The 23,492-nt window shown below is 45.6% G+C and carries 18 protein-coding genes, 1 tRNA gene and 1 pseudogene; 9 read left to right on the top strand and 11 right to left on the bottom strand.

Going from position 1 to position 23,492, the window contains the following annotated elements; genetic code table 11:
• Positions 1-62 precede the first annotated feature (62 nt).
• The 3 genes from JGK11_RS03455 to JGK11_RS03445 form a co-directional block, all read right to left on the bottom strand.
• A complete protein-coding gene (locus tag JGK11_RS03455) occupies positions 63-1,511 on the bottom strand; it encodes a trypsin-like peptidase domain-containing protein (RefSeq protein ID WP_293175266.1) in 1,449 nt (482 codons plus the stop codon).
• 198 nt (positions 1,512-1,709) lie between these two features.
• Positions 1,710-2,849, bottom strand: a complete 1,140-nt coding sequence (locus tag JGK11_RS03450; protein ID WP_293210571.1) for a redoxin domain-containing protein — start codon at positions 2,847-2,849, stop codon at positions 1,710-1,712.
• Positions 2,850-3,396: 547 nt separating this feature from the next.
• On the bottom strand, positions 3,397-4,209 hold the full coding sequence (locus tag JGK11_RS03445; protein WP_293202717.1) for a Ycf66 family protein: 813 nt from the start codon (positions 4,207-4,209) through the stop codon (positions 3,397-3,399).
• A gap of 105 nt (positions 4,210-4,314) precedes the next feature.
• Between JGK11_RS03445 and JGK11_RS03440 the strand changes: the two genes are divergently transcribed.
• Entirely contained in the window at positions 4,315-4,470 is a 156-nt protein-coding gene (locus tag JGK11_RS03440; protein ID WP_293202715.1) for a hypothetical protein, read from the top strand.
• Positions 4,471-4,504: 34 nt separating this feature from the next.
• Here the strand turns inward: JGK11_RS03440 and JGK11_RS03435 are convergent, their stop codons facing one another.
• Positions 4,505-4,624: a photosystem II reaction center X protein gene (locus JGK11_RS03435; protein WP_293175272.1), complete on the bottom strand. Its 120-nt coding sequence runs from the start codon at positions 4,622-4,624 to the stop codon at positions 4,505-4,507.
• 77 nt (positions 4,625-4,701) lie between these two features.
• Between JGK11_RS03435 and JGK11_RS03430 the strand changes: the two genes are divergently transcribed.
• Positions 4,702-4,872, top strand: a complete 171-nt coding sequence (locus JGK11_RS03430) for a hypothetical protein (RefSeq protein ID WP_293175274.1) — start codon at positions 4,702-4,704, stop codon at positions 4,870-4,872.
• A 34-nt stretch (positions 4,873-4,906) separates the two neighbouring features.
• Positions 4,907-5,191 (top strand): YggT family protein, encoded by a 285-nt coding sequence (locus JGK11_RS03425; protein ID WP_293202713.1) that lies wholly within the window; start codon positions 4,907-4,909, stop codon positions 5,189-5,191.
• Positions 5,192-5,381: 190 nt separating this feature from the next.
• Here the strand turns inward: JGK11_RS03425 and accC are convergent, their stop codons facing one another.
• Positions 5,382-6,737: an acetyl-CoA carboxylase biotin carboxylase subunit gene (gene accC, locus JGK11_RS03420; protein WP_293189424.1), complete on the bottom strand. Its 1,356-nt coding sequence runs from the start codon at positions 6,735-6,737 to the stop codon at positions 5,382-5,384.
• Positions 6,738-6,966: 229 nt separating this feature from the next.
• Here accC and JGK11_RS03415 point away from each other — a divergent pair.
• The 5 genes from JGK11_RS03415 (at position 6,967) to JGK11_RS03395 (ending at position 8,584) form a co-directional block, all read left to right on the top strand.
• Positions 6,967-7,050, top strand: a tRNA-Leu gene (locus JGK11_RS03415).
• 230 nt (positions 7,051-7,280) lie between these two features.
• Complete coding sequence (locus tag JGK11_RS03410; protein WP_293148968.1) at positions 7,281-7,523, top strand: AbrB/MazE/SpoVT family DNA-binding domain-containing protein; 243 nt, start codon at positions 7,281-7,283, stop codon at positions 7,521-7,523.
• Entirely contained in the window at positions 7,520-7,864 is a 345-nt protein-coding gene (mazF, locus tag JGK11_RS03405; RefSeq protein WP_293175280.1) for an endoribonuclease MazF, read from the top strand. The genes JGK11_RS03410 and mazF overlap by 4 nt, the downstream gene beginning before the upstream one ends.
• A gap of 88 nt (positions 7,865-7,952) precedes the next feature.
• A complete protein-coding gene (locus JGK11_RS03400; RefSeq protein ID WP_293189426.1) occupies positions 7,953-8,210 on the top strand; it encodes a hypothetical protein in 258 nt (85 codons plus the stop codon).
• Positions 8,207-8,584, top strand: a complete 378-nt coding sequence (locus JGK11_RS03395) for a hypothetical protein (protein ID WP_293202711.1) — start codon at positions 8,207-8,209, stop codon at positions 8,582-8,584. Before JGK11_RS03400 ends, JGK11_RS03395 begins: the two co-directional genes overlap by 4 nt.
• Here JGK11_RS03395 and JGK11_RS03390 read toward each other — a convergent pair.
• The 6 genes and pseudogenes from JGK11_RS03390 to JGK11_RS03365 form a co-directional block, all read right to left on the bottom strand.
• Positions 8,581-11,436, bottom strand: a pseudogene (locus tag JGK11_RS03390) (CHAT domain-containing protein). The gene JGK11_RS03395 and the pseudogene JGK11_RS03390 sit on opposite strands and share 4 nt — an antisense overlap.
• 496 nt (positions 11,437-11,932) lie before the next feature.
• Complete coding sequence (locus JGK11_RS03385; protein ID WP_293189432.1) at positions 11,933-12,607, bottom strand: DNA-binding response regulator; 675 nt, start codon at positions 12,605-12,607, stop codon at positions 11,933-11,935.
• Positions 12,608-12,935: 328 nt separating this feature from the next.
• Positions 12,936-14,207: an FAD-dependent hydroxylase gene (locus tag JGK11_RS03380; protein WP_293210569.1), complete on the bottom strand. Its 1,272-nt coding sequence runs from the start codon at positions 14,205-14,207 to the stop codon at positions 12,936-12,938.
• A 356-nt stretch (positions 14,208-14,563) separates the two neighbouring features.
• The gene (locus JGK11_RS03375) at positions 14,564-17,707 is read right to left on the bottom strand and encodes a PAS domain-containing protein (protein WP_293210566.1); all 3,144 of its coding nucleotides are present in this window, start codon (positions 17,705-17,707) and stop codon (positions 14,564-14,566) included.
• 833 nt (positions 17,708-18,540) lie between these two features.
• Entirely contained in the window at positions 18,541-19,677 is a 1,137-nt protein-coding gene (locus tag JGK11_RS03370) for a serine/threonine-protein kinase (RefSeq protein WP_293204455.1), read from the bottom strand.
• A 784-nt stretch (positions 19,678-20,461) separates the two neighbouring features.
• Positions 20,462-21,124 (bottom strand): glycosyl hydrolase 108 family protein, encoded by a 663-nt coding sequence (locus JGK11_RS03365; protein WP_293175294.1) that lies wholly within the window; start codon positions 21,122-21,124, stop codon positions 20,462-20,464.
• 99 nt (positions 21,125-21,223) lie between these two features.
• On the opposite strand from JGK11_RS03365, the gene JGK11_RS03360 reads away from it, so the two are divergent.
• Positions 21,224-23,413 (top strand): tetratricopeptide repeat protein, encoded by a 2,190-nt coding sequence (locus tag JGK11_RS03360; protein WP_293210564.1) that lies wholly within the window; start codon positions 21,224-21,226, stop codon positions 23,411-23,413.
• The last annotated feature ends 79 nt before the right edge of the window (positions 23,414-23,492 follow it).

The raw sequence follows: 23,492 nt of genomic DNA, 5'->3' as shown, positions 1-23,492 counted from the left end.
TTATGAGAATGAAGAACGTTTTAACTGCCAATCACTAATCACCAATTACCAATTACCAACTTTTAGCGGATAGTTAGATTGTAACGACCCCGACCCGAAGCATCATAAGCATTGACAATCACGCGGTAGCGACCCGTAGCTGGCAAAGTAACGCTCAGAAACGCATTTTTGCTCGAATCGCTCGCATCGTCATTTTCTGCCACTAATTTGCCGTTAGGGTCAAAGATAGCCACATAGGGATCGAAATCTGTACTTTCCAGGGAAATGCTGACAGACTGACCCGATCGACCTTCAAAAGTATACTCGCGATACAGACTGTTATCAGAAGGCAATACCGGGCCACCTGCGACTAAAGCGCCTTCTTCTTGCAAAATCGCCCGAGAAGGTGCGCTAGGAGCACTCGCTTTGAGTTCTAACGTATAAGCCCCCAACTGCCTAGCTTCGTTGGAATTTGCCAGCAACGTGTAAGTGCCATCTGCTGGCAGCCTGACTGTAATTCTGGCGTTTTTACTGCCTGCTCCGTCATTGTCTTGCGCGATTTCGCGCTCGTTGGGGCCGAGCAAAATTAAATAAGGGTCAATCTCTTGACTTTTCATTTCTATTGTGATTTGCTGTCCCGCTTTTCCCTCAAAGGAGTAGAGGTCAAAAAAGCTGTTGTCTGCGGGCAGAATGCTAGACTTGTCGGTAAGTTTGCCTGTGACGGCGGGCCCGTTTAACGCAACTTTTTGAGGTGATTTGCTGCCAAATGGCGATCGCCTTTGAGCAACGCGGGGAGCTCGCCCTTCTCGCACCGCACTCAAGAAAGCTGGCACTTTGTCTATGACAATTGCAAAACCGATACCGATATTGCCTCCGCCCTGGCCGCGAGTAAAAATAGAAGTATTGACGCCAATTAATTCTCCAGAACTATTAAGCAGCGGGCCGCCGGAATTACCGGGATTGATGGCCGCGTCAGTTTGAATTAAGCCACGGGCTGCGTCGATGCGGCTGACGATTCCGACTGTAAAAGTACCTTGAAATCGACCGAAAGGATTGCCGATCGCAAATGCTTGTTGTCCGACTTTCACCGAACCGGCACGGGCTAAAGGAATTGTCGGCAAATTGGTTTGACCGCGAATCTTCACCACGGCTAAGTCTAAACCTTCTTCGCCGAATCCAACGACATCGGCGACCAGTTTTCTGCCGTCTGACAAAATTATATTTACGGTACCGCCGGCAGAAACAACGTGGGCGTTGGTTAACACCATGCCGTCGGGGCTGATAATTGTGCCGCTACCGTTAGATTTAGCTGTATCGACGGTAACAACCGCCGGACTGGCTTTTTCGTATACCCGAATATTCGTTTGTTCTTCGGCATTTTGGGCGATCGCGCCTGGGAAACGCACAGAGTTAAATTCCGCTAAATTTGCCTCCTGCTGTCGGGGGGGCACCTTAACAACCGCAGCAGCCCTGGCTGCAACCCCAACTATGAAAATTCCTGATACCGCTAAACTTAGAAGTTTGAAATTCATGAGCGTGAATTAGTATTTTTTAACGATCGGCAGCTAGTAGTTAGGTGTTCGGGTCAACTGCTAACTATGGCCTGTAATTATTTTAGGACTTGGAGAGGGCTATTGATAAATTTAAGCTTGAGATTGCTTTAAGATTTAGCCTGCTGCTGAGTTTTTGGTAAATCGATCGACTTATAGGGCCAGAGTTTGGTTGCAAAACTAAGATAAGCCAGCAGTTTCGGCAATTCTCGAATCTTCTGGCGAGCGATCGACAATATACTTAAAATTAGCGTCCCGCACCAAAGCATCCTCATCGCCGTAGAAAAAAGACAGCAAAGCAAAACGCTCACCGCTAATCATCGCCGTCGCTTCGTGCAGCAAAGAACACGAAAAAATAATCGCCGTGCCAGAATCTCCTTTATAACCGTGCGGCGCGTACTCCGGAAACCGCAAAAATCCCCCCGTGTACTCCCCCACATTCAAGTTCAAAGTCATCGCAAACCTGCGGTGCACCGTACCTTTGCTCGTATTGTCGCGGTGTGGATGAAAATAACCGCCACTTTGGGCATCGTAACAAGCTATTAAATACCGTTCAAACCGAGTAATTTTAAACTGGAAAGCTTTTTGTACTTCCGGTACCACCCTACGCAGAATAATCGCACTCAATTTTCGCTGCAAATTCGGGTTTTCAATAAATAAATCTCGACGTTTCTTGAAATTATCATCGTGAATGCCAACAGTTTTCCCGTCTATTTGCCTCATAAAACCTGAGGGAGTGCCGCCGTCAGCTTTGTATATATCGATCAAACTGCGGCAACATTCTCTGTCCAAAACGTTAGGAATTACCAACACCGGGGTGTGGCGAGTCGCTGGTCGGGCTTCCTCAATTGGGGGCAAAGTTTTGATAAAATCCAATACTTGCTGGGCGTGTTGGTGCGGTTCGCCCATCGGTAAAATGTTAATTATCTGAAGGTTTTCGTTGAGAATAAAAGTTTGGGGTGCATAGTGAACTCCCCCAACTCCATTTTGTTCTACATCTTGGCAAACACCGTACTGCTGGCTGATTTTTTTGTCGAAGTCCCAGAAAAAGATGAATGACGGAGCCATTAGTGTGACTCTGTTTTGTTCTTTGTCTGCTGCATCAACGCTCACTCCCAACAGCGGTACTTGCAAAGTCTTGAATTCTTCTGAAAGCTCTTGAAAGCTTTTGAGGATAACTTGGATTTGTTCAAAAGCTGCGCTAGCAAAGAAAAACAGCACGACTCGCCGGCCGCCAACCGTCGAGAAATGAAATAAGGGGTTATTGCTGGAAGCAATCGAAAACCAAGGCGCCGGATCTCCTATTTCCAGTAAGGGCATATTGCTGATTTTAGATTTTAGAGTTTAGATTTTAGACTATTGTACTTTGAGTTAGTTCCAGAGGTTGTATTTTCTGCGATCGAAGGGGTTTGTAGTGAGGACTTTAGTCCGCAAAAATCAGAACAGGTTTGTAGTGAGGACTTTAGTCCGCATAAAGAAGGACTAAAGTCCTCACTACGAACCTGATAAGGATTATTTTATAGGAATACTATTAAATATATTTAAATAGTTTTTTTTGGGAATTTTATGGTTATTTTACTTGACCAAGAATTTCTTGATGGTACCCGCCACGTGATTTATCCATGGAATCAATCCCAAATCGAAAATCGAAAATCCTCAAGCCCTCGAATTTATCCGTGGGGTCGCCTCTAAAATCTAAAATCTAAAATCTAAAATCGATTGATTGAGCTGTCTTTAAAATTTTATTTTATAGTTATTTAAACATTCTAAGATATGAGAATAAGTAGATGGGCATCAATAAACGCAACTTAATTTTTGTCTTGCTCGCGGGAGAAATGTTTAGTTTAACCCACCTACTTATCTGTGCCTATTTGTCGAAATTGGGGGAACTATCCGGTTGGTCTTCCGGGTATTCTACGGGGCGATATTCCACGTAGTCCGATGGCGGTGCTTCTACGTCACGGTTGCTGGGGCGAGACCTCGATGCTTCCGCTGGCCGAGGTTTTTTGGTTCTCGGCGGCGCGTCAGAACTGCGGTTTTCCGAAGTTGGGGGGCGGTTGCGGCTGCTGCGGGCCGGTCTTTCTTCGGGGTTGTCTGAAACGTCCCAGTTGTCAGAGCCTTGGGCGGGCGGGGCTTCTGGGCGCGCCGGACGTTTGCGCGAGGGAGGGCGATCGATCGACTCCCGAGATGTGTTCGCGCTACCGTTGCGATTCGACGAAGGACGGCGGCGGGGCTCATCGTCGTAGGTTTCCCGCGAGGAACGACTTTCTTGACTACCTCTAATCCGGGGACGCTGCGGGTAGTCTTCCTCTGGTTCTATCTGGTCGAAGTCGTTATCGTAGCCGTCGTAAGCGTAGGCGTTGCTGACTGGTCGCTCTTCATCTACGTATTGCGATCGACTTTTAGCTTGGGCTGTGGTCGCTCCCCGCAATTTGATGCTTTCGGCTGCAAAAAATATGGCGGAACCTGCAAGCAGAAATTGACCGAATGCCAGAATTGGGTCAAGCCGCCATCCTTGAAATAACAGAATACCGCCACAGAGCAAGCCCACGGCTGCAAAAAAAATATCGTGGTCTCGGGCTAGTTTGGGACGCCACGATCGCAGAAAGTACAGTCCTGCCCCTGCTACTGCTAGGATGATCCCTAACAGGCTGCTCAAGTTCAATCCTAAATTGACCATTAGCCTATCTCCTATGTCTTTCCTATGTTAGCGAGTTAGATTTTACTTCTATCATTAAGTCTGTCAGTCTGTTATTCCGACTGTGGTTTCACAGGGCAGCATCCGGTGAAGCTTTCAGAACAGGGAAGCGCACCTTATAGTTATGAGTTTAACGGGAAAAAACCTCAGCTTGGCCGTCAACCGAAGGTTTTGCCTTCACAGTTGCTGGTAGCCGAGGTTTTGGAAGCGGGGAAATGCCCGATCGTGCGATCCCAAAATTGACTCGCGCGCCGGACGCTTGAAACCCGCAGACTTTTTAGGTGCGCTTGATTTTGTCTTTTTGGCTGATAAAGATCAGGGCGATCGTTGCTGGAATGACTACCAGCGAAATGCCCACAAGCAGGCTGTACAAAAAGTTAGCGAGTGAAGGAGTCATAAATTCAAAGCCTTTGTTACAACAATTTGATTTTTATTAATTTTATCAGCAGTCAGTTCTCAGGGAGAAGTTCGGCAATGGATTTTGCAAGGGATGTGGTGCTACCAGCAATATTTTTACCCTGGAAAACTCTCAGTCTCGCACCCTCAAACCCTCTAACTCTTTCCATCCGAAGGTATAAGGCCGGAAAAATTTTGTCGATCGTGTTCGATCGCACCTGTGAAACGGTTAAAATTATGAAAGGCTGACGTAACAAAACTTAAGATTTTCGAGATAAGACCCATGACTGGTATTACCGTTGCAAGTTGGATTCTGGGCTCTGTCCTAGTGGTGATGACTTTGCTATTTATTTTTCGGATCGTTCTGACTTGGTATCCCGGCGTGAACCTCAGCAAACTGCCGTTGAGTCTGATTGCTTGGCCGACTGAACCTTTTTTAGTCCTAACCAGAAAAATTGTAGCGCCGATCGGCGGAGTGGACATTACACCGATTATTTGGGTGGGCATCTGTAGCTTGCTCCGGGAAATGATGCTCGGCCAGCAAGGAATTTTGACGATGATGATGTAGGAATGGGGAATGGGGCATGGGGAATGGGGAATGGGGCATGGGGAATGGGGCATTGGGCATTGGGCATTGGGCATGGATCAACAGTTAACAGTTAACAGTTAACAGTCAACAGTCAACAGTCAACAGTCAACAGTTAACAGTCAACAGTCAACAGTCAACAGTTAACAGTTAACAGTTAACAGTCAACTGCCTACTGACTATTTTGATTCATGAACTGTTCGACGAAATTCGTGTAAACTTCGCCGCTGAGAAATTCGGGGCTATCGAGGATTTTTTGGTGGAAACTGAGGGTGGTGGGGACGCCGGTAATCGCGCATTCCCGCAATGCCCGTTTCATGCGCCGGATGGCTGAAGGTCGATCGCGCCCCCAGACTATCAATTTACCAATTAATGAATCGTAGTAAGCCGGTATTTCGTAATCGGTGTAAACGTGAGAGTCCATCCGCACGCCAGGGCCGCCAGGAGGCAAAAAGCCGGTGATTCTGCCGGGATGGGGTCGGAAGTTGCGATCGGGATCTTCAGCATTGATCCGGCACTCAATGGCGTGGCCGCTGAGAATCACTTGGTTTTGCTTGATTTGCAGTTTTTCACCTTGAGCGATCCGAATTTGTTCCGCGATCAAGTCGAGCCCTGTAATCATCTCCGTGACGGTATGTTCGACCTGAATCCGGGTGTTCATTTCCATGAAGTAGAACTTGCCCGATTTGTCAAGCAAAAATTCAACAGTTCCAGCACCCGTGTAGTTGATGGATTTAGCCGCAGCAATCGCAGCGTGACCCATTTGATCTCGCAGTTTCTGGCTGAGGGCGGGGCTGGGCGCTTCTTCCAGGAGTTTCTGGTGTCGGCGCTGAATCGAACAATCTCTTTCGCCGAGGTGGATGACATTACCGTAGTTGTCGGCGAGGATTTGAATTTCGATGTGGCGCGGTTTTTCGATGAATTTTTCGAGGTAGACTCCGGGATTGCCGAAGGCTGCATCGGCTTCGCCTTGGGCTGCTGAGAAGAGTTTGGGGAGTTCGGATGGTTCTCGGACTAGCCTCATACCGCGGCCTCCACCGCCGGCGGTAGCTTTGATCATCACAGGATAGCCGATCTCGCGGGCTATTGCTAGAGCTTCGCGATCGTCCGCCAGCAATCCGTCGCTACCGGGTACTGTGGGGACTTTCACCCGCTGCATGGTTTCTTTGGCGGTGGATTTGTCGCCCATCGCCCGCATCGCAGCCGGACTTGGGCCGATGAAAGTAATTTGATGATCCGCACAGATTTCCGCAAATCGGGCATTCTCCGCGAGGAAGCCATAGCCCGGGTGAATCGCTGCGGCGTTGCGCGTCAGGGCGGCCGAGATGATGTTGGGGATGTTTAAATAGCTTTTGCTGCTGGTGGGGGGGCCGATGCAAACGGCTTCGTCTGCCAACTGAACGTGTAGGGCGTGTTTATCTACAGTGGAATGAACGGCGACTGTGGCAATCCCCATTTCCTCGCAGGTGCGTAGTATGCGGAGGGCGATTTCCCCCCGATTAGCGATTAAAATTTTCGAGAACCCCATCTTCGCTGCTTAATTCACTCAATATTCTGTACAATAATCCCTTTCGGTATCTTCTGGATAATGGTTTCCCATAAATTCTTAATAAAAATTTATTTTACAATTTGGTGGTAGTTGTGCTATGGTTTTAAATCGGTGGTCTCAAAGGGCTAGTCACAAGTTAAATTTCAGGAACCTCAACCTGTGAATCTTTAACTCGTAACGCAAAAAATCCCAGAGATTGTCGGAAAAAGCGGATGTGGCGGAATTGGTATACGCGCACGCTTGAGGTGCGTGTGGCATTATGTCCTTGCGAGTTCGAGTCTCGCCATCCGCATTGAATATATGAAACAACTGTTGATGGCTTTGACTGTTGGCGGTTGTTTTGTTTTTGATGGGTGGGTAGTCAGAAACCGGGTTTTTGCGAGAATATTTGGTTACAGGCGAAGATTCGGGAAAAAACCCGGTTTCTTGGATTTTAGTTGCTATACTGTAGACACTCTGTATATACATCCTCAAAAAAGGGTGAAGTCCTCAGAATAATATCACTAGCTAGAGGATTGGGCTATGGTTGGGACGATCGCAAAGTGGGGAAACAGTCTTGCTGTTAGGATTCCACAGCATTTAGCTAAAGAGATTAACTTAGTGGAAGGTTCCCAAGTGCAGCTTGTCTTGATAGATGGTAGGCTGACGATCGAGCCGATAACTCGTCGGCGGTATTCGCTTGAGGAGTTGATTGAGGCCATTACCCCAGAAAATCTTCATACTGAGATTGACAGTGGAGTTGCTGTGGGGAATGAAGTTTGGTGACACAATCAAATCCCTACATTCCGAGTCGAGGCGATATTGTTTATTTAGACTTTGACCCCACTAAAGGACACGAACAAAAAGGACTTAGACCTGCTTTTGTGCTGTCGCCTCGTGCTTATAATCAGAAAAGTTCTTTAGCTTTATTTATGCCTATTACCAAGCAACAAAAAGGGTATCCTTTTGAAGTTGCTTTACCAATTGGATTAAAAGTTCAGGGAGTTATTCTTGCAGATCAAATCAAGTGTCTAGACTGGAAAGTTCGCGGTGTTCGATTTGTTGAATCTGTATCTGAAGATGTGATTGAGGAGGTACAGACCAAAATTGAGCCGTTGTTATTCTAAAAGTGGTGGCGAGAAACCGGGTTTTTGTGACAGACTTGGTGACAACTCCTAGATTTCGGGAAAAACCCGGTTTCTTAGATTTTGGATTGTGGGTGGGTGGCGAGAAACCGGGTTTTTGCGACAGACTTGGCGACAACTCCCAGCTTTCGGAAAAAACCCGGTTTCTGTGGTTTTGCGCGAGTATCGTCGGGTGCGTCGCTATCAGATATATTTAAATGCGATCGAACTTCTGACAGCGACGCACGATACAAAATACTCTTTAACTACGGAAACTTGCGTGCACAAAAAATACATTTTATGGCAAAATAATAATTACTCATTTAATCGATCGCCATTATCCCCATGACTACTGTTACCCAAGCACAAATTGAACAATATCGCTCCCAACTACAAGAATATCCCGATGCTCTGAAAGGCCTTGAGGTGCTCGAAGGGTGTGAAGGCGATTTAGAATATGCCGCCGAAACTATAGCAATTGAGTCAGGAGAATTACCGGACAATATGAGCGAGGAAGATCCGAATGAACCTAGCTGGTTAGAAAAGTCAACTCAAAAATTGCGTCCTTATATTTGTACCTCAGCCTTTAGAGAATCATTAAAACAGGGTTTTGGTGGTGCAATGACTTTGCTAATGCCTTATGTTGGTATTCCAGCATTATTAATATTAATAATTCTTTACATAAACGAGAAAAATCTGGATGAGTTTTGTAAGGAGTGCTAAACACCGATCGCAATGAAGCCAGACCAATAATGAGGTTCAACAAAGGGAAATGGCTTGCGGTTCTGTGCGCCCTTCAGAGGAGCATTAACATAGCGTGTGCGTTCCTTTAGGGGTAGTCGATCGAAAATTTCGTCGATTTGGGGTTTGAGGTCTTTTAATAAGACTTCCAGCCCCTCTGAGGTCATATTACGCAGCCATTGCTGTGCCTCATTGAGAGCAGTAACCGTTGACATACTTTCTAGGTTTTCATAGAACCGCATTAGTAATAAAGTGCTGGTGACTTGATCCACTTCCCAAAGCGTGCTGACTATACTAGGGCTACCAGCCAAGAGAAAGCCAAAAGGTAAGCCAATATATTCATCGCTAGTTTTGGATTTTGTCAATCCAGTTTCGCAGGCGGAGAGGGTGACAAGACGACATTAATTTAGGTCAAGATTCAAGATTTCCAACAGTGTCAAACGTTCTTTATTTGCGAATACCAGGGATGATTTCAAAGGGGAGTCAGGCTCAAACTTGGCGTGACAACCGAAATGAGCGCAGTTGGCAAAGCTGAGTTTCCCGTTGAGAATTGCATTCTTATTAGCATCATCTTTTGCCAAGAAATCATTAGATTTGAATTTCTCGCAGATATTCGCGGCTTGAAGTTCAAGTAAATAGCGATCTTTGGTAGGATTAGCAATCGCAAATAGGTGAGAGAAATTGGGGCGTTGTCGCTGTTTCGCCTGTTGCAGCAGTTGGCAACTGGGGGCATAGCTGACTCCACCTGGGAATAAGTCGAGAAAGCATAACTCTGATTTGGATAGGGATACAGTAATAGCCGAATTCTGTTCATCGGTGCATCCACGTTCAACATCCCTTTCGTGAGAGATTGGCAACGCATGAAGAGGGAAAAGATGCAAGAAACGATGGGGAATTAAAATTAGTCGATCGCACTGTTTCGGAATATTCTCTAAAATCCGATCTAGCTGCAAAATCTCAGCTAGGTTTTGGAGGCGAGAGGCTAGTTTTTCCTGCCATTGGGGTTTTCTTTCTGGTGGTTTACTCTCTTCGTAGTCTTTCCTATACTCGTCATCCCAATTTACCAAGGCTTCAAAGTTTGCTGTTGAAGATTGCCAGATGATGGGTGTTGGCGTTTGCGGGGTGATGATGAAAGTGAAAAATTTGTCGCCTGCGATGTACCACTCAAGAATAGCGGTGTTTTCACCTGTCAGAGTTTGAATGTCTTTGTAGAGGATGGGCTTAACTTTTTGGGTTAGGCTAAAATCAGGATCGATCGGTGTAATTTCACGAGCAATCAATTCATCGAGTTGTTTACGTAATTTGGTGAGATGAGTAGAATCGCGGTTAGTTGTTAGGCCGTCGATTTCGAGGCTGCGTTCTCCCAATATGCCGCCATTACTGTTACGGTTTATCTGTTCGATTTCCAGTCGTCGCTGTTCGGCCTCAATTTCTCGACTGAGGCGCGACAATTCGTTGAGAACAGTTTCGGGGATATTGCCTTTAGGTTTGATGTCACGGTTGGCAAAGAGTTCTACAAGGTTGCGGGCTTTGCTGCGTTCGACGTATTCTATTGCTTCGGTGTAGCGTTGCAGTTCGATGCAAATTTCTACCATGCCACTATAGATTCTGTTATATTCTTCGGCTAATTTCTGTTTGGTTTCATCCCCAGATTCAATCTCGCCCCGTAAAAATTCTACTGTTTCAATAGCTGGGGTATATGTATCGTAAGCCAGTTGCCATTGCTGGTTGTTTTGGTAAAGATTACCTAAATTAAACAAAGTTTCTGTATAATCTTGCGGGAAAGCTTCGCGAGTTCTGATAGTTAAAGCAGCGTGATAAAACTCAATCGCCCTCTCCAGATTATCCGCCCGCGAACCGTTGATTCTGTTACTGTAGGCAAGGGCTAGGTTGTTTTGAGTCGTTGCCCATTTTTCGTAGAAATCATCAGGAGTAAGGACTGTTAAAGCAGCGTGATAAAACTCGATCGCCCTCTCTAAATTATCCGCCCGCGAACCGTCGATTCTATCACTGTAAGCAAGGGCTAGGTTGTTTTGAGTTGCTGCCCATTTTTCGCGAAAATCCTCAGTAGCAAGGACTGTTAAAGCAGCGTGATAAAACTCGATCGCCCTCTCTAAATTATCCGCCCGGGAACCGTTGATTCTGTCACTGTAAGCAATAGCTAGGTTGTTTTGATTCATTGCCCAATCTTCGGGGAAATCATCAGGAGTAAGGACTGTTAAAGCAGCGTGATAAAACTCGATCGCCCTCTCTAAATTATCCGCCCGCAAACCGTTGATTCTGTTACTGTAGGCAAGGGCTAGGTTGTTTTGAGTCATTGCGGATTTTTCGGGGAAATCCTCAAGAGTATAGACGGTTAAAGCAGCGTGATAAAACTCGATCGCCCTCTCTAAATTATCTGCCCGCGAACCGTTGATTCTGTCACTGTAGGCAATAGCTAGGTTGTTTTGAGTCGCTGCCCATTGTTCGGGGAAATTCTTACGATTACGGACTGTTAAAGCAGCGTGATAAAACTCGATCGCCCTCTCTAAATTATCCGCTCGCGAACCGTTGATTCTGTCACTGTAGGCAGCAGCTAGGTTATTTTGAGTTCCAGCATATTCTTCGCTCCCCGGTTGCCGATTGTTTAAAACTATTTGATAACCTGTTATAGTAATTTCAATATTTTTCGCTCTATTCCCGCGCGGAAATTGATAAATATCAATACTCAAATTTGCAATGAGGGTGAGAATGTCATAAATTGCTTCGGGATGTTGGGCAATTAAATTATCGGCTACTTGCTGTAAAGTCTCGGCAAAACGCAGATTGAGGAGATCTTGCCGCCCGGCCAGCATCGGGTAAATTACTTGAATATCGCTATGGCTATCTTGTTCTGCTTGCAATAATTGTAGGATAAAGTTTACATATTCTTGGGAATCTTCACTTTCTGAGTTATCGCTATCTCCGTCATCGTTCATTCCCAAAAAATTAGCGATTTGAGTGGCAGTTTGCAATAAAAAACTACCCGCATTTTCTTGATTGTTTTCCGAAAATTGGGCTGCAATAACCCGCATCATTTGTACTAACTCAGCATCCACCAATTCCGAGTTTGCATTCAAGATTTGATTTTCTTCACCGTTGGGGCAAGTCAGCAGGGTATGAATTAGTTGCAGATAGGCTCGATCGCGGGTTTCGTCCATTGTGGGGAGTTATCAATAACACCGATGTTTATTTTACCATGATTCGATGGGTTCGGTGGCCAGAAACCGGGTTTTTGCGAGAATATTTGATGACAGGCAAAGAGATGGGAAAAAACCCGGTTTCTTCGATCGTGCGGAACCGTATCAATTTCTACCCAATCTCGTGCAAGAAATCGAAATTACCGTCTCCCACAGAGTTTCTAAGCGTATTGATAATTTTCGTTGTATTATCGTAAGGCCCTTCAACATAACAAGGTTCTCCATTGCGACCGAAATTCAAGCCGATTTCGCTGGTTGATTCTCCTAAATGAGCCTTCGACTGCTCGAAATCGCGATGCGGTTCAAAGCCTAATTTTTTGGCATAGGCGATCGCGCCCCAAACCAAAGCTTGTGCTTGCTCTAAACTAATCTCCTCGTATCCCAGAAACTGCGAGTAAGCATTCTCAACAAGATTTTTATATTGGCTATCGTTGCAGTTACGTGGCGGCATGGCATCCTTCACTCCCAAGCACCAGTAGTCGATCAAATAAGAGGTTACAACAAAACGATTGTAGCCCTTGGAACGGGTAACCATCACTAAACCCAAACCGCTCATTTCAGAGGTTTCATTGCCCAACAATACCTTCGCAAAATTTACATCGACGAGACATTGAGCAACGGGCAATAACTCTCCTTTTTCGGCGCTAGCGAGGGCTGTTTGTTCTGCCTGAGATATCAGAAATGTACTGACTTCGGATGCTTTCAATCCTAACTTTCGGGCAATTTGTTTGGGCGTTAATTGCCGATCGCGCAGGTTGAGAATTTCTTGTTCTTGTTCGGGTTGCATGGTTTTTCTACTGCTGTCAGGGCAGTGTTCGATCTGAGTAGATCATTGTATCGCGATCGGGCGCGAAAGTACAGATTGACTTTGGTGACGAGGGTTGAGAAACCGGGTTTTTGCGACAAACTTCGTAACATTGCAAATATTCAGGAAAAAACCCGGTTTCTTAGATGGTGCGCGAGGGCCGAGAAACCGGGTTTTTTTGAGAGACTTCGTTATTATCGATAAAAATCGTAAAAACCCGGTTTCTTAGATGGTGCGCGAGGGCCAAGAAACCGGGTTTTTTTGAGAGACTTCGTTACTGTCGGTAAAAATCGTAAAAACCCGGTTTCTTCTAATTCTGCCCTAATTCTGGTGGCCGCCCCATCAAACCAGTCATCAACCGCAATGCTACAAACCTCACAGGCGGAATTGTCCGCAAACACCACAATCCAAAACGCCTAAATGCCACAATCGGCATCCAAGTATTGGAAAACAATCTATCGAGAAAATCGGTAAATCCCAACACGATTAAGTTTTCTTTTTTTCGCCAATTGTGATACCGTTTTAATACTCGCAAATCGCCGATGTCTTCGCCTTTCTGGTGGGCTTGCTGCAAGATTTGCCCGATCGCACCTGCGTCTCGAATGCCCATATTCAATCCCTGTCCACCCACGGGATGGCAGCAGTGGGCGGCGTCGCCAATGAGTGCTAGTCTGGGCAATACGTAGCGATCGCTCTGCATTAACTGCACTGGAAACAAAAAGCGATCGCTCTCCAACTCCAAGCGCCCTAAAATCCCGCCCGTGCGCTGTTCCAACAAAGTTAAAAACTCTTTTTCGTCCATAGACTGCAAAGCTTTTGCTTCCGCGTGGGGTGCTGTCCAAACTACTTGACAACGGTTCCCCGGTAATGGTAAGACTCCCATCGGGCCGCTCGGCCAGAAGCGCTCAAAAGCAATATCGTTGTGCGGCTTTTCAGCTTTAATAGTAATGGCAACGCAGGATTGCCAGTATTTCCAGCCGCGAGTGCCGATCTTTGCTGATGTGCGGATTCGCGATTTAGATCCGTCGGCGGCAACTAATAATTTGGTGCGAATTGTGCGAGTTTCGCCCTGTTGTTTGATTTGGATTTCGGCGCAATTAGTTAAATATTTTACCTCGACTACTTCCGCAGGACAAACCCAACTAAAATTTGGGTTTTTTGCTAAGGATTCTTGCAAAGCTGACAGCATGACTCGATGCTCGCCAACATAACCTAATGCTGTTTTTGGTACGGGTAATTTGCCAGTATTTCCTAAATCCGGGCGGTGGAATTCGACGATACCGGGATAGTCGCCGTCGCAGAGGCTAATTTGCTCGAAGGTGGTGATTTGCGGCAAGATTTGCTCCCACACGCCGAGGCCTTCTAAGATCATTCCCGATAGCAGGGTGATTGCATAGGCTTGTTTTTTGGCTGCTGCTGCTGCGGGGAGTTGGGTTTCTATGATGGCTATTTTTAATCCTGAATCTTTGAGGGCGCACGCTAAGGTGGCGCCGACTATGCCGCCTCCGACGATCGCGATATCAAAGTCTAATTCCTGGGTTTGCGCGGAGGCTGTTGTTGCAGAAAGTTGGTTTATGGGCATTTTCAAGGGATTTTTTTAAGTGAATAATTATATTTACTCTTGTATTGTAAAGAATTATTTCGATTTTGGGCGATCGACTGAGACGGGGAGATGACTATTTTGCAAGGTGCGTCGCTTAATACTGCGGAGGGTTTTCTGTGGCGATCGCAATTACTGGGTATGTAGTTGGGCTTTAGCCCCAAGAGCGCTGAAGCGCAACTACGTACCTGGTTGGTATGTTGTTGGGCTTTAGCCCCAAGAGCGCTGAAGCGCAACTACGTGCCTCGGAGCGCTGAAGCGCAACTACGTACCTAAGAGCGCTGAAGCGCAACTACGTGCCTAAGAGCGCTGAAGCGCAACTACGTGACACTCAGAAATTAATGACTGATGACTAATGACTGATTACTGCTCACCATTTCCTTTTCCTTGATGTTTTCCGTTGCTTGGGCTGATAGATTCTGGGAAATGGGAATCTCTATGATAAACTCTGCACCTTTCCCGGGTGCAGAAACACATTTCAATTTTCCTCGGTGTTTTTCAACTATAATTTGATAGCTGATTGATAGTCCTAAGCCAGTGCCTTTGCCGACGGGTTTGGTAGTAAAAAATGGATCGAACAATTTGCTCATAACTTCAGGATTGATTCCCATCCCGTTGTCGGCAATCCGAATGGTTACTGTGTCTGAATTTGCACTGGTGTTAATCTGAATGGTGTTGGGGCTAGCATATATTTCTGTTGGAGAACGCTTGCTGTTGTATTCTTCGAGGGCATCGATCGCATTTGCTAACAGATTCATAAATACTTGATTGAGCTGACCTGCATAGCACTCGACTTTGGAGAAGCTGCCGTAGTTTTTGATAATCTCGATCGCCGGACGAACTGCATTAGCTTTGAGCTTGTGCTGCAAAATTACTAAAGTGCTTTCGATTCCTTCGTGAATGTCTACTCGCTTCATCTGCGATTCGTCGAGTCGGGAAAAGTTACGCAAGGATACAACTAAGTCGCGGATGCGATCGGCTCCTACTTTCATTGATTCCAAAATCTTCGGAAAGTCTTCTATTAAGTAATCAATTTCTATCTCTTCGGCTGATAAAGCAATTTCCGTGACGGGATTTGGGTATTTTTCCTGGTAAAGGTTGAGCAGATTTAGCAAGTCTTTGGCGTATTGGCTGGCGTGGGTGATGTTGCCGTAGATGAAGTTAATCGGGTTGTTGATTTCGTGGGCGACTCCGGCGACTAGCTGGCCGAGTGAAGAGATTTTTTCGGTTTGGATTAGTTGCGCTTGGGTTTCGTGCAAGTCGCGGAAAGCTTTTTCGAGCTGGGCTGCTTGCGATCGATATTGCCCTGCTGATTGCTTGAGTGCTTCCAATACTTGGACGCGATCGCTAATATCCGTGTGCGTGCCCACCCATTCGCGAATGCTGCCGTCTGTTGCTAAAACTGGGACTGCGCGCACCCAAAAGTGCCTGTAGCTGCCGTCAGACGCCCGCAAGCGGTGTTCGACTTCATAGAGGTTTTTGGTTTCGACTGCGCGCATCCAAGCTTGCAGCGTGAGATCGCGATCGTCTGGGTGAATTGCCGAAAACCAGTTGTTTGTGGCTTCCTCCAAGCTTTGGCCTGTATATGCCATCCAGTCTGTGGGCGCGATCGGCTTTCCTTGTGCGTCTGTGATCCATACGAGTTGCGCGGTAGCAGCGATCAGCGATCGGTATCTTTGCTCGCTTAAACGCAGGGCTGTTTCGGCTTGGAAGCGATCGCTGATGTCGCGGGCGATGGTAGAAATATATGCGAGTTGGCCGTCTGGTGCTGAGTGGGAGATGATGACTTGGCTGACGGGAATTTCAACTCCCGAGGCTGACACGAAGGCTGTTTCTCCACTCCAAACACCGCCTGAGATTGCGGTGGCGATCGCTTGCTGGAAGGTGCTGCGGGCTGAGGCTGCGGCAAATTCTCCAACTTGTTTGTTCGATATATCTTCGTTTTCGTCGATACCCACCATTTTTCTGCCTGCTTTGTTCATGTAAACAGCGTGCCCGTCGAGATCGCAGATACCTACAAAATCCGGCGTTGCTTCGAGAATTGCTGCCAGACTTCTGTTGGCGACTTCTGCTTGTTTGCGATCGGTAATATCCCGCGCGATGCTAACTATACCGCTGATTTTTCCTTGCCCGTCTCGGTAAGCGTTTTTTGTCGAAAGAAATGTCCGTAATTTTCCTTGAACTGGCAATTCTTCTTCCATTACTTGCGTTTTTCCCGCTGTCACGATCTGGCGATCGGTTTTGGTAATATTGGCCGCAATTTCCGCAGGAAATAACTCGCTGTCATCTCGGCCGATAATGTCGTCAAAAGACTTGCCAATGATGCTAGCTCCCGCAGCGTTGAGCATCATGTAGCAGCCCTGAATGTCTTTGACAAATAGGGCGGTCGGCGTACTGTTAATGACTGTGAGCAACAGGTTGTAGTTTTTTTGGAGCGCCTGCTCTGTTGTGTGAGAATCGAGAATTTGCTGCTGCAATTGCTCGTTAGCAAGTTGGAGTTCAAGAGTCCGTTTCTCAACTTGACTTTCTAAGTCTGATTTAGCTTTGATCAGCCCCAGTTGGGTTCGATAGCGCCTTCGGTCTGCGGTGCAGAGACTTTTCGCATTCTGCCAAATCAGAACAGTAAAAACGATCGCGTTCAATACGCTTAACAGCGATATTCCTAGCTCCGGGGAGTAGGCTTGCAACCGCTCTCCCGAGATGATGAAGTAACCAGCCAAAGTCGGAATAACCATCGCCTGTGGCAACAACCGCCTTGCCATGATGCCGCCCGCGCGATCGCTCACAATTACTGCTATCAATCCTCGCTCTGGACTGGCAAATAAAATCCCCAGGCTCAGTAACATAAATGCTACGGAGGTGTGCAAAGCCATTCCTGTATAGCCAATTGTGTAAAAGAAAGGTTTGCCGTAGATGTAGCCGATCAAACCCAGATATGCAATTAAAAATGCACAACAGCTTAAGATTTGAACCCGCAGGTATTTGGGGCGGCGTAGAGACAGCAGCAGCAAGGCAGTTCCCTGCAATAAAAAAGCAGTGGCAGTATTCGGCGCCATCCGTCCCGGTGCTGAGATACTTGTGAGGTTAGAATTGTCTTTAAATAGCAGTTGGTCGATGCCTAAGTCTAAATTAGAGCTATATTGAATTAGGGTGAATAGACTGATTAATATAATTAAAATTGAACTGGAAACAATTAAAGCTTTATCTGTTTTTTGAGCTTTAATTGTTGTTGATTTGGCGCGCCTGCGCTGTTGCAGAAATAGAGACAATCCGCTCAAAATAAAGCAGAACGCTGTGTTCGCTTTCATGCTTGGGAGTTCTGGAAAAATGCTCTTTAAGAGTTGCAGGTCGAAGATCCAACCCAACATGACTGTACAGCCGATCGCGATTACTGCAATTCCAGCTTTTTTGGAAAAAGACTGGAGTGCTGCAATTGGGGTTGAGGGCGGCTGCACTTTTTGCGATCGTTCAAAAAATTCCAATTTCTCGCTCCCTCAAATTATGTGGGTTTCTAGGTGTTGAAGGTAACAATAAACACTCTACTTATATTGTTGCTAGATATACCAAGCTGCTTAAGAGATTGTTAAAACTGCGTAGATAGCACATAATACTAACTATGTTATCTAACTTGAGATAGAGTGTCAACTAAAGTAACAGGCTTTGATGTATAAGGCATTGGTCAGAATTCAATAATTTTTCTTGATTGTTAGTTAAAATAAAAAATTCTTTTTTCTTTCGGATTTGTCCTTATTGTTTGTTACTTATTCCTTGTTCCTGCGAGGTGGTAAAAAGTGCGATCGCCCGATTCATCTTCCGGGCAGAGTGTTTTTACTCACTCATTCGAGGGGTAATGGTAAAGGATTGTGCGATCGACTCCGCAGGGCGCTAACAACAAAAATAGCAGTCGGATTGTCAACCGGCTGCTGTGGCTGTGGTTCGTGTTCTGCTATCAGTTGGCTCCGCTAACCTCACAAAAGATAAAACTGTCCGCTTGAAACCAATCCTAAACAAACTTTCGTCCGCTTTCGCAGACTCAAGAGGGGGATATTCAAGCCGGATTTGGTATCAAATCTGACATCAACGGTGTTGGGTTTCCTTCTTTCATTAATGACTGTTGACTGTTGACTGCTGACTGCTGACTGTTGACTGTTGCTAGTAATTAGTTAACGGTTGTGTGTTGTTAGTAAGTAATTAACGATATTACTGGTTATTAGTTACTGGTTATTAGCACGAAATAACCAATAACTAATAACCAATAACCAATAACTAATAACTAACAACCAATAACCAATAACCAATAACCAATAACTAATGACTAATGACTACAGACCAAATTTTGAACTGCTTCCAAAGCTTCGGTTGCTGACTGGTAACGCTGGGGGAAAGAGTACAGCACCATCTGGTCTAAAATGCTAGCAAGCTCCGGCGTCACGGTTGCATTTTTCTGCCAAATAAGATTGCCTAAATTATCGACTTTGAGTTGTTTCGGGCGCATCCCTGTCAAGGCTTGAATCCCGATGATCCCAACAGCATAAATGTCGCTGCAAAATTTCGGTGCGCCGATGGCTTGTTCGGGAGGAATGTATTCTTGATGAGTGCCGCCGCCGCGCGATTTGGTTTGACCGTTGCTATTTTGGGAGGTATTAATTTCTTTGACGGCCCCAAAGTCAATTAATACAATCTTGTTATCTGGTGATCGCTTGATTAAGTTTTGAGGGTGCAAATCGCGGTGAATTACATTTTCTTTGTGAACGAAGACTAGCACTTCTAAGATATCTTTCAACAAAGCAATAACTTGATGTTCTTTCCAGGGTTGACCTTCGATGAGTTCTTGATACAGTGGTTGTCCTTCGATGAATTGATAGACTAAATAAAAATATCCATCTTCTTCAAATCGAGCTAACAATTCTGGTATGCGATCGTGTTGGCCTAAGCGATATAACACTCGCGTTTCTAGATCGAATAGCTTGCTGGTTTTCTCTGACTGGCTTTTCAGGCGCTTGACGAGACACAAAGGTCGATCGGGCAAATTTTCATCTTCAGCGAGATATGTATCGCTGTACTCGGTGCTGACTAAGTGTTCTCGGATTCGGTAACGCATCCGCAGCAGCCTTTGCAAGATCGGATCGACAGATTTAACAGGTTTTGTGCCTTTTTCTAGAGATCTCATGATACAGTCCCAAAGATTTGCTCCGACTACTCTTTCTTCTGGTCGAATAATTTCTGCTTGCTTCAATACCTTGGTGAGGTCTTTCCACAATTTGTAGCCGACATATCGCCCCAGGTATCCCACTGTGTACCCGCGGGCGATCGGATCGTTTTGCTGAATTTCTTGGTACGTCAAACCAGTTAAAACGCCTTTAATTATCGACTGCTGCAACCGACTCAGGTTTTTTTCTGTTTGTTGGTATACCAGGTTGTCCAAAAAAGTTATTGCTTCTTCTACCGTCATAGGCTTCATATTTTAAGTGATTTGTACGGGAGTCACGCATTTTTCTATGCTTAAGTTTCTGTTATACATGATTTGACTTAACTTTGATAGCTTTGTCTACTGATTGAAATATATTTTTATAAATATGACTTTTATGACTTTAAGTTATGACTTTTATGAATTGACATGATTCATAGTTGCGATTATTGTATCAAGTACAAGTTTTAAATAGAGAATATATTCCCAAATTAGCACGTTGCAATTTTGACTGTACCCAATTAAAAAAAATCCTTAGTTAGCTTTTTACCCAGAGCGAAGCCGAAGGGCTGTCTTCCTTCTATAACTACAGCAAAGTGCGATCGACTCGGTACCGATCGTAGCGTTACTTTAATCGGCGCCAGCGGTAACGATTTTATCAGCGGCAGATAATCAAGTGTTGGCAACGGTGACTGGGTTCAATAGTTTGGTTACTGCATCGGATTTCGTGTTGCTGTAGATTCATTTTTGAGATTCCCTACTTTTTTAAGAAGTGGGGAATCTCGCAACTACGATTTTTTCTGGATGATTTTACCGCAGAGGCCGCAGAGAGCGCAGAGAAGAAGAGAGAGATAATATTAAAAAGGCAGAAGGAAGTTCGGCAACGGATTGTGTAACGGATGTAACGGATGGAATTCCGATGGAAGAATGAATAAGGAAGAGGGAAGAAGGGAAGAATTGGACAATTGAAGAGAGGGAGAAACGGCTATTAATGCCCAATGCCCAATGCCCAATTCCCAATTCCCAATTCCCAATTCCCAATTCCCAACTACTTAATCTTGTTTACGTAGCCCCACAAACTGTAATCGCGACTCAGCCAACCCCGGAAAAAAGCCATTTGACTCGGATCTTCTTGCACTCGTTTGTAGCGGTAAATAATCCGTTCGTTAATCATTTGCAGCGCCGTATTTTTGTTATTAGCAGATTTTAGTGCATCCCTCGTGCGCGCATCAAAAACACCAGTTTGCGGCAATCCTAAAGCTTGCTGCAAAAATGTAATAGAATTGTTAATACCAAAATTAACAGCAGTGTCAAACATGACGATCGCCAAAGCAGGCTGCATCGTACCCGACAGGCTCGAATCCCAGTAATATTTATAAATTTCCATGAGCTCTGCTTCCGACATCTGCGTCACGTCGAGGGGTGGCAGCCCGCGACTGTAGCGGTAGGAGTTGTATTCCGTTTGCAGGATGCCCCGATAGGTTCTGCCGCCCTTATCTGCGGGGTGATTGCTGAATCCGCCCTCAAAATATAGGGTGAAATAAAGGGCTGTTTGAAATAGTCGCTGCCGAAAGTCGGCTGTCTGCTTTTGCGCGAGAGTCTTTTGGGCAAAGGGTAAGGGGATTGCTAAGGCTAACAAGAGTATCCCCAGCAGGAGGTTTGGTTTCCACTTGATGTGATGTTGGCGCTGTGTCGCTTGCTTCTCGCTCATAAATTATCTGTGACGATCGCCCGTAGTTCCGATAAAACTGCTACTCTGCAAAATAATCTAAATTCAACCTTTAACTTGATAGCACAGATAGGGCGCCAAATGAATTCCGATTTTCGCAACCAATCCGAAACACCCCAATTAGAAGATGCTGCATCGCTGACTGTCGTTGCAGAAACTTATTACTCTGAAGGCAATTTAGCAGCCGCCGTGGCTGCTTGTCGCCGAGCTCTGGAATTGCAACCGAATTGGGCGGCGGCTTACGTGACAATGGGCAATGTGCAGCAAGCAAGCGGCCAGATTCAGGAAGCAATGCGGTTTTATTCGGAGGCGATCGCCCTGAATCCCGATTTTGCTGAGGCTTATGCTAATTTGGGGAGTATGCTCTACAAACAAGGGCATTTCGTGGAGGCGATCGTCAATTACCAAAAGGCGATCGAACTTAAACCAACTTTGGCTGCTGCTTACTGGAATTTGGCAGGCGCACTGAAGCAGCAAGGGCAGTCGGATGCAGCCGTAGCCTACGAGCAAAAAGCCCTAGAACTCAATCCCCATCTAGCTCAGGTAGATTTTCACATAAATTTAGGCGATAAATTAGCGCGGCAAGGGAAGTTAGACGAGGCTGTGGCTGCATGGCAACAGGCGATCGCATTTAAACCCGATTTACCCGAAGCCTACTGTCAAATTGGCATAATTTTGCGCCACCAGGGCAAAGCAAAAGAAGCCATACCCAACCTGCAAAAAGCCCTAGAAATCAAACCAGATTTTATTGCCGCCCACCAACATTTGTGCGGCATCCTCCGAGATACTAGCGATTTAGCAGCCGCGCGGCAAGCCGTACACAAATACAGCCAAATGTGCGCCGAAACCGATCCAATTATGACGGCGATTTACTACGTCAGCACCTATCAAGTCTCGGGATTGAATCAAATTGCGCGCGATCGATTTTTAGAGTTAGAGTCGTACTTGCAACAAAACTTAGAAACGGCTAGCTCGGTAGAAATTAAATCGCTTTATGCAAACTTCTTATTCAGCACGCCCTACGTGCGAGATGACTTAGCAGCCAACTCTAAACTTTACAGATTAATTGCCCAAAAGTATATCGAAAAATGTATCAAACCTAATTTTTCTCAACCCGCAAATTACAGTTTCAAACCACAATCCCCAGCCAGCAAATTAAAAATTGGGTTTTTGTCCAATCACTTCAGCCGTCATTCTGTAGGTTGGTGCAGCGCTGACATCATTCGCGAATTGTCCGAGTTCACACCCAATTTATATCTGTACGCTTCCGAAAGAATTACTCCTGACGATCGCACTCAGCAATTTGATAGTTTGGGCAAACTCACTTTCCCCAAAACTTACCCAAACGGACTTGCCAATTCCGCAGAAATTATCAACCAAATTCAGCAAGATGAATTGGATATTTTAGTCGATTTAGATTCTCTCTGCGTCCCAATTCACGCTGAAATTCTTCACCAAAAACCCGCACCAGTTTGTGTCTCTTGGCTCGGATTTGACGCCCCTTACATATCCTCGGAAAATCACTTTCTTACAGACTGGCATTCGCACCCAGCAGGTAGGGAAAAATATTATGACGAGCAGCTAATTAGAATGCCGGATTCCTTTGTCGCAGTGTCAGGTTTTCAGAGGTATGGAGTCGATCCGGTGGCGTTGAGAAAGTCGAATCGCATCGGTTTAGATCAAATAGTTTACTTGTGCGTCACTCCCGGCAGAAAATTCAATTCCGACTTAGTAAAAGCACAAATTGCGATTCTCAAACAAGTGCCTAACAGTATTTTAATTCACAAAGCTTTGGGCGATGCTGCCGTATTTGAAGGTGCGTACCATCAAGCTTGCGAAGCTGAGGGAGTTAGCCGGCACAGAATTAAGTTTTTGCCCAGGTTTGCTACGGAGGAAGAACACAGAATTGTCTATTTGCTGGCCGATGTTTTGTTAGATTCTTATCCTTATAATGGAGGTACTCACACTTTAGAGGCTTTGTGGTTTAATTTGCCGGTGGTGACTCGCACCGGAGAACAGTTTTTGTCGAGAATGGGTTATTCGTTTTTGCAGGCTTTGGGAATTGAAACTGGTGTGGCTTGGTCTTGGGCTGAATATGTGGATATGGGTGTAAAATTGGGTAAAGATGGTGAATTAAGAAAGGCAATTCAAGCACAGTTGATGAAATCTAAAGACGCAGCCAATTTGTCGCCGTTGTGGAATCCGAAAAAGTTTGCTGGTGATATGTATGCGGTGTTTGAAAAGTTAGGCAAAGTCAATTCCCAAAAGTAGGAAAACGGCACAGTAGAGTGTCCTCGGTTGCCTATCCTTACCGAGGCAAAAATAAACTAGATCGTATCAAATCTGGTCA

The sequence above is a fragment of the Microcoleus sp. PH2017_34_RAT_O_A genome, from assembly GCF_020737885.1.
In the GTDB taxonomy this organism is placed as follows: domain Bacteria; phylum Cyanobacteriota; class Cyanobacteriia; order Cyanobacteriales; family Microcoleaceae; genus Microcoleus.
The sequence above is the reverse complement of the archived record's forward strand: the minus strand, read 5'-3'. Positions and strand labels throughout refer to the sequence as shown.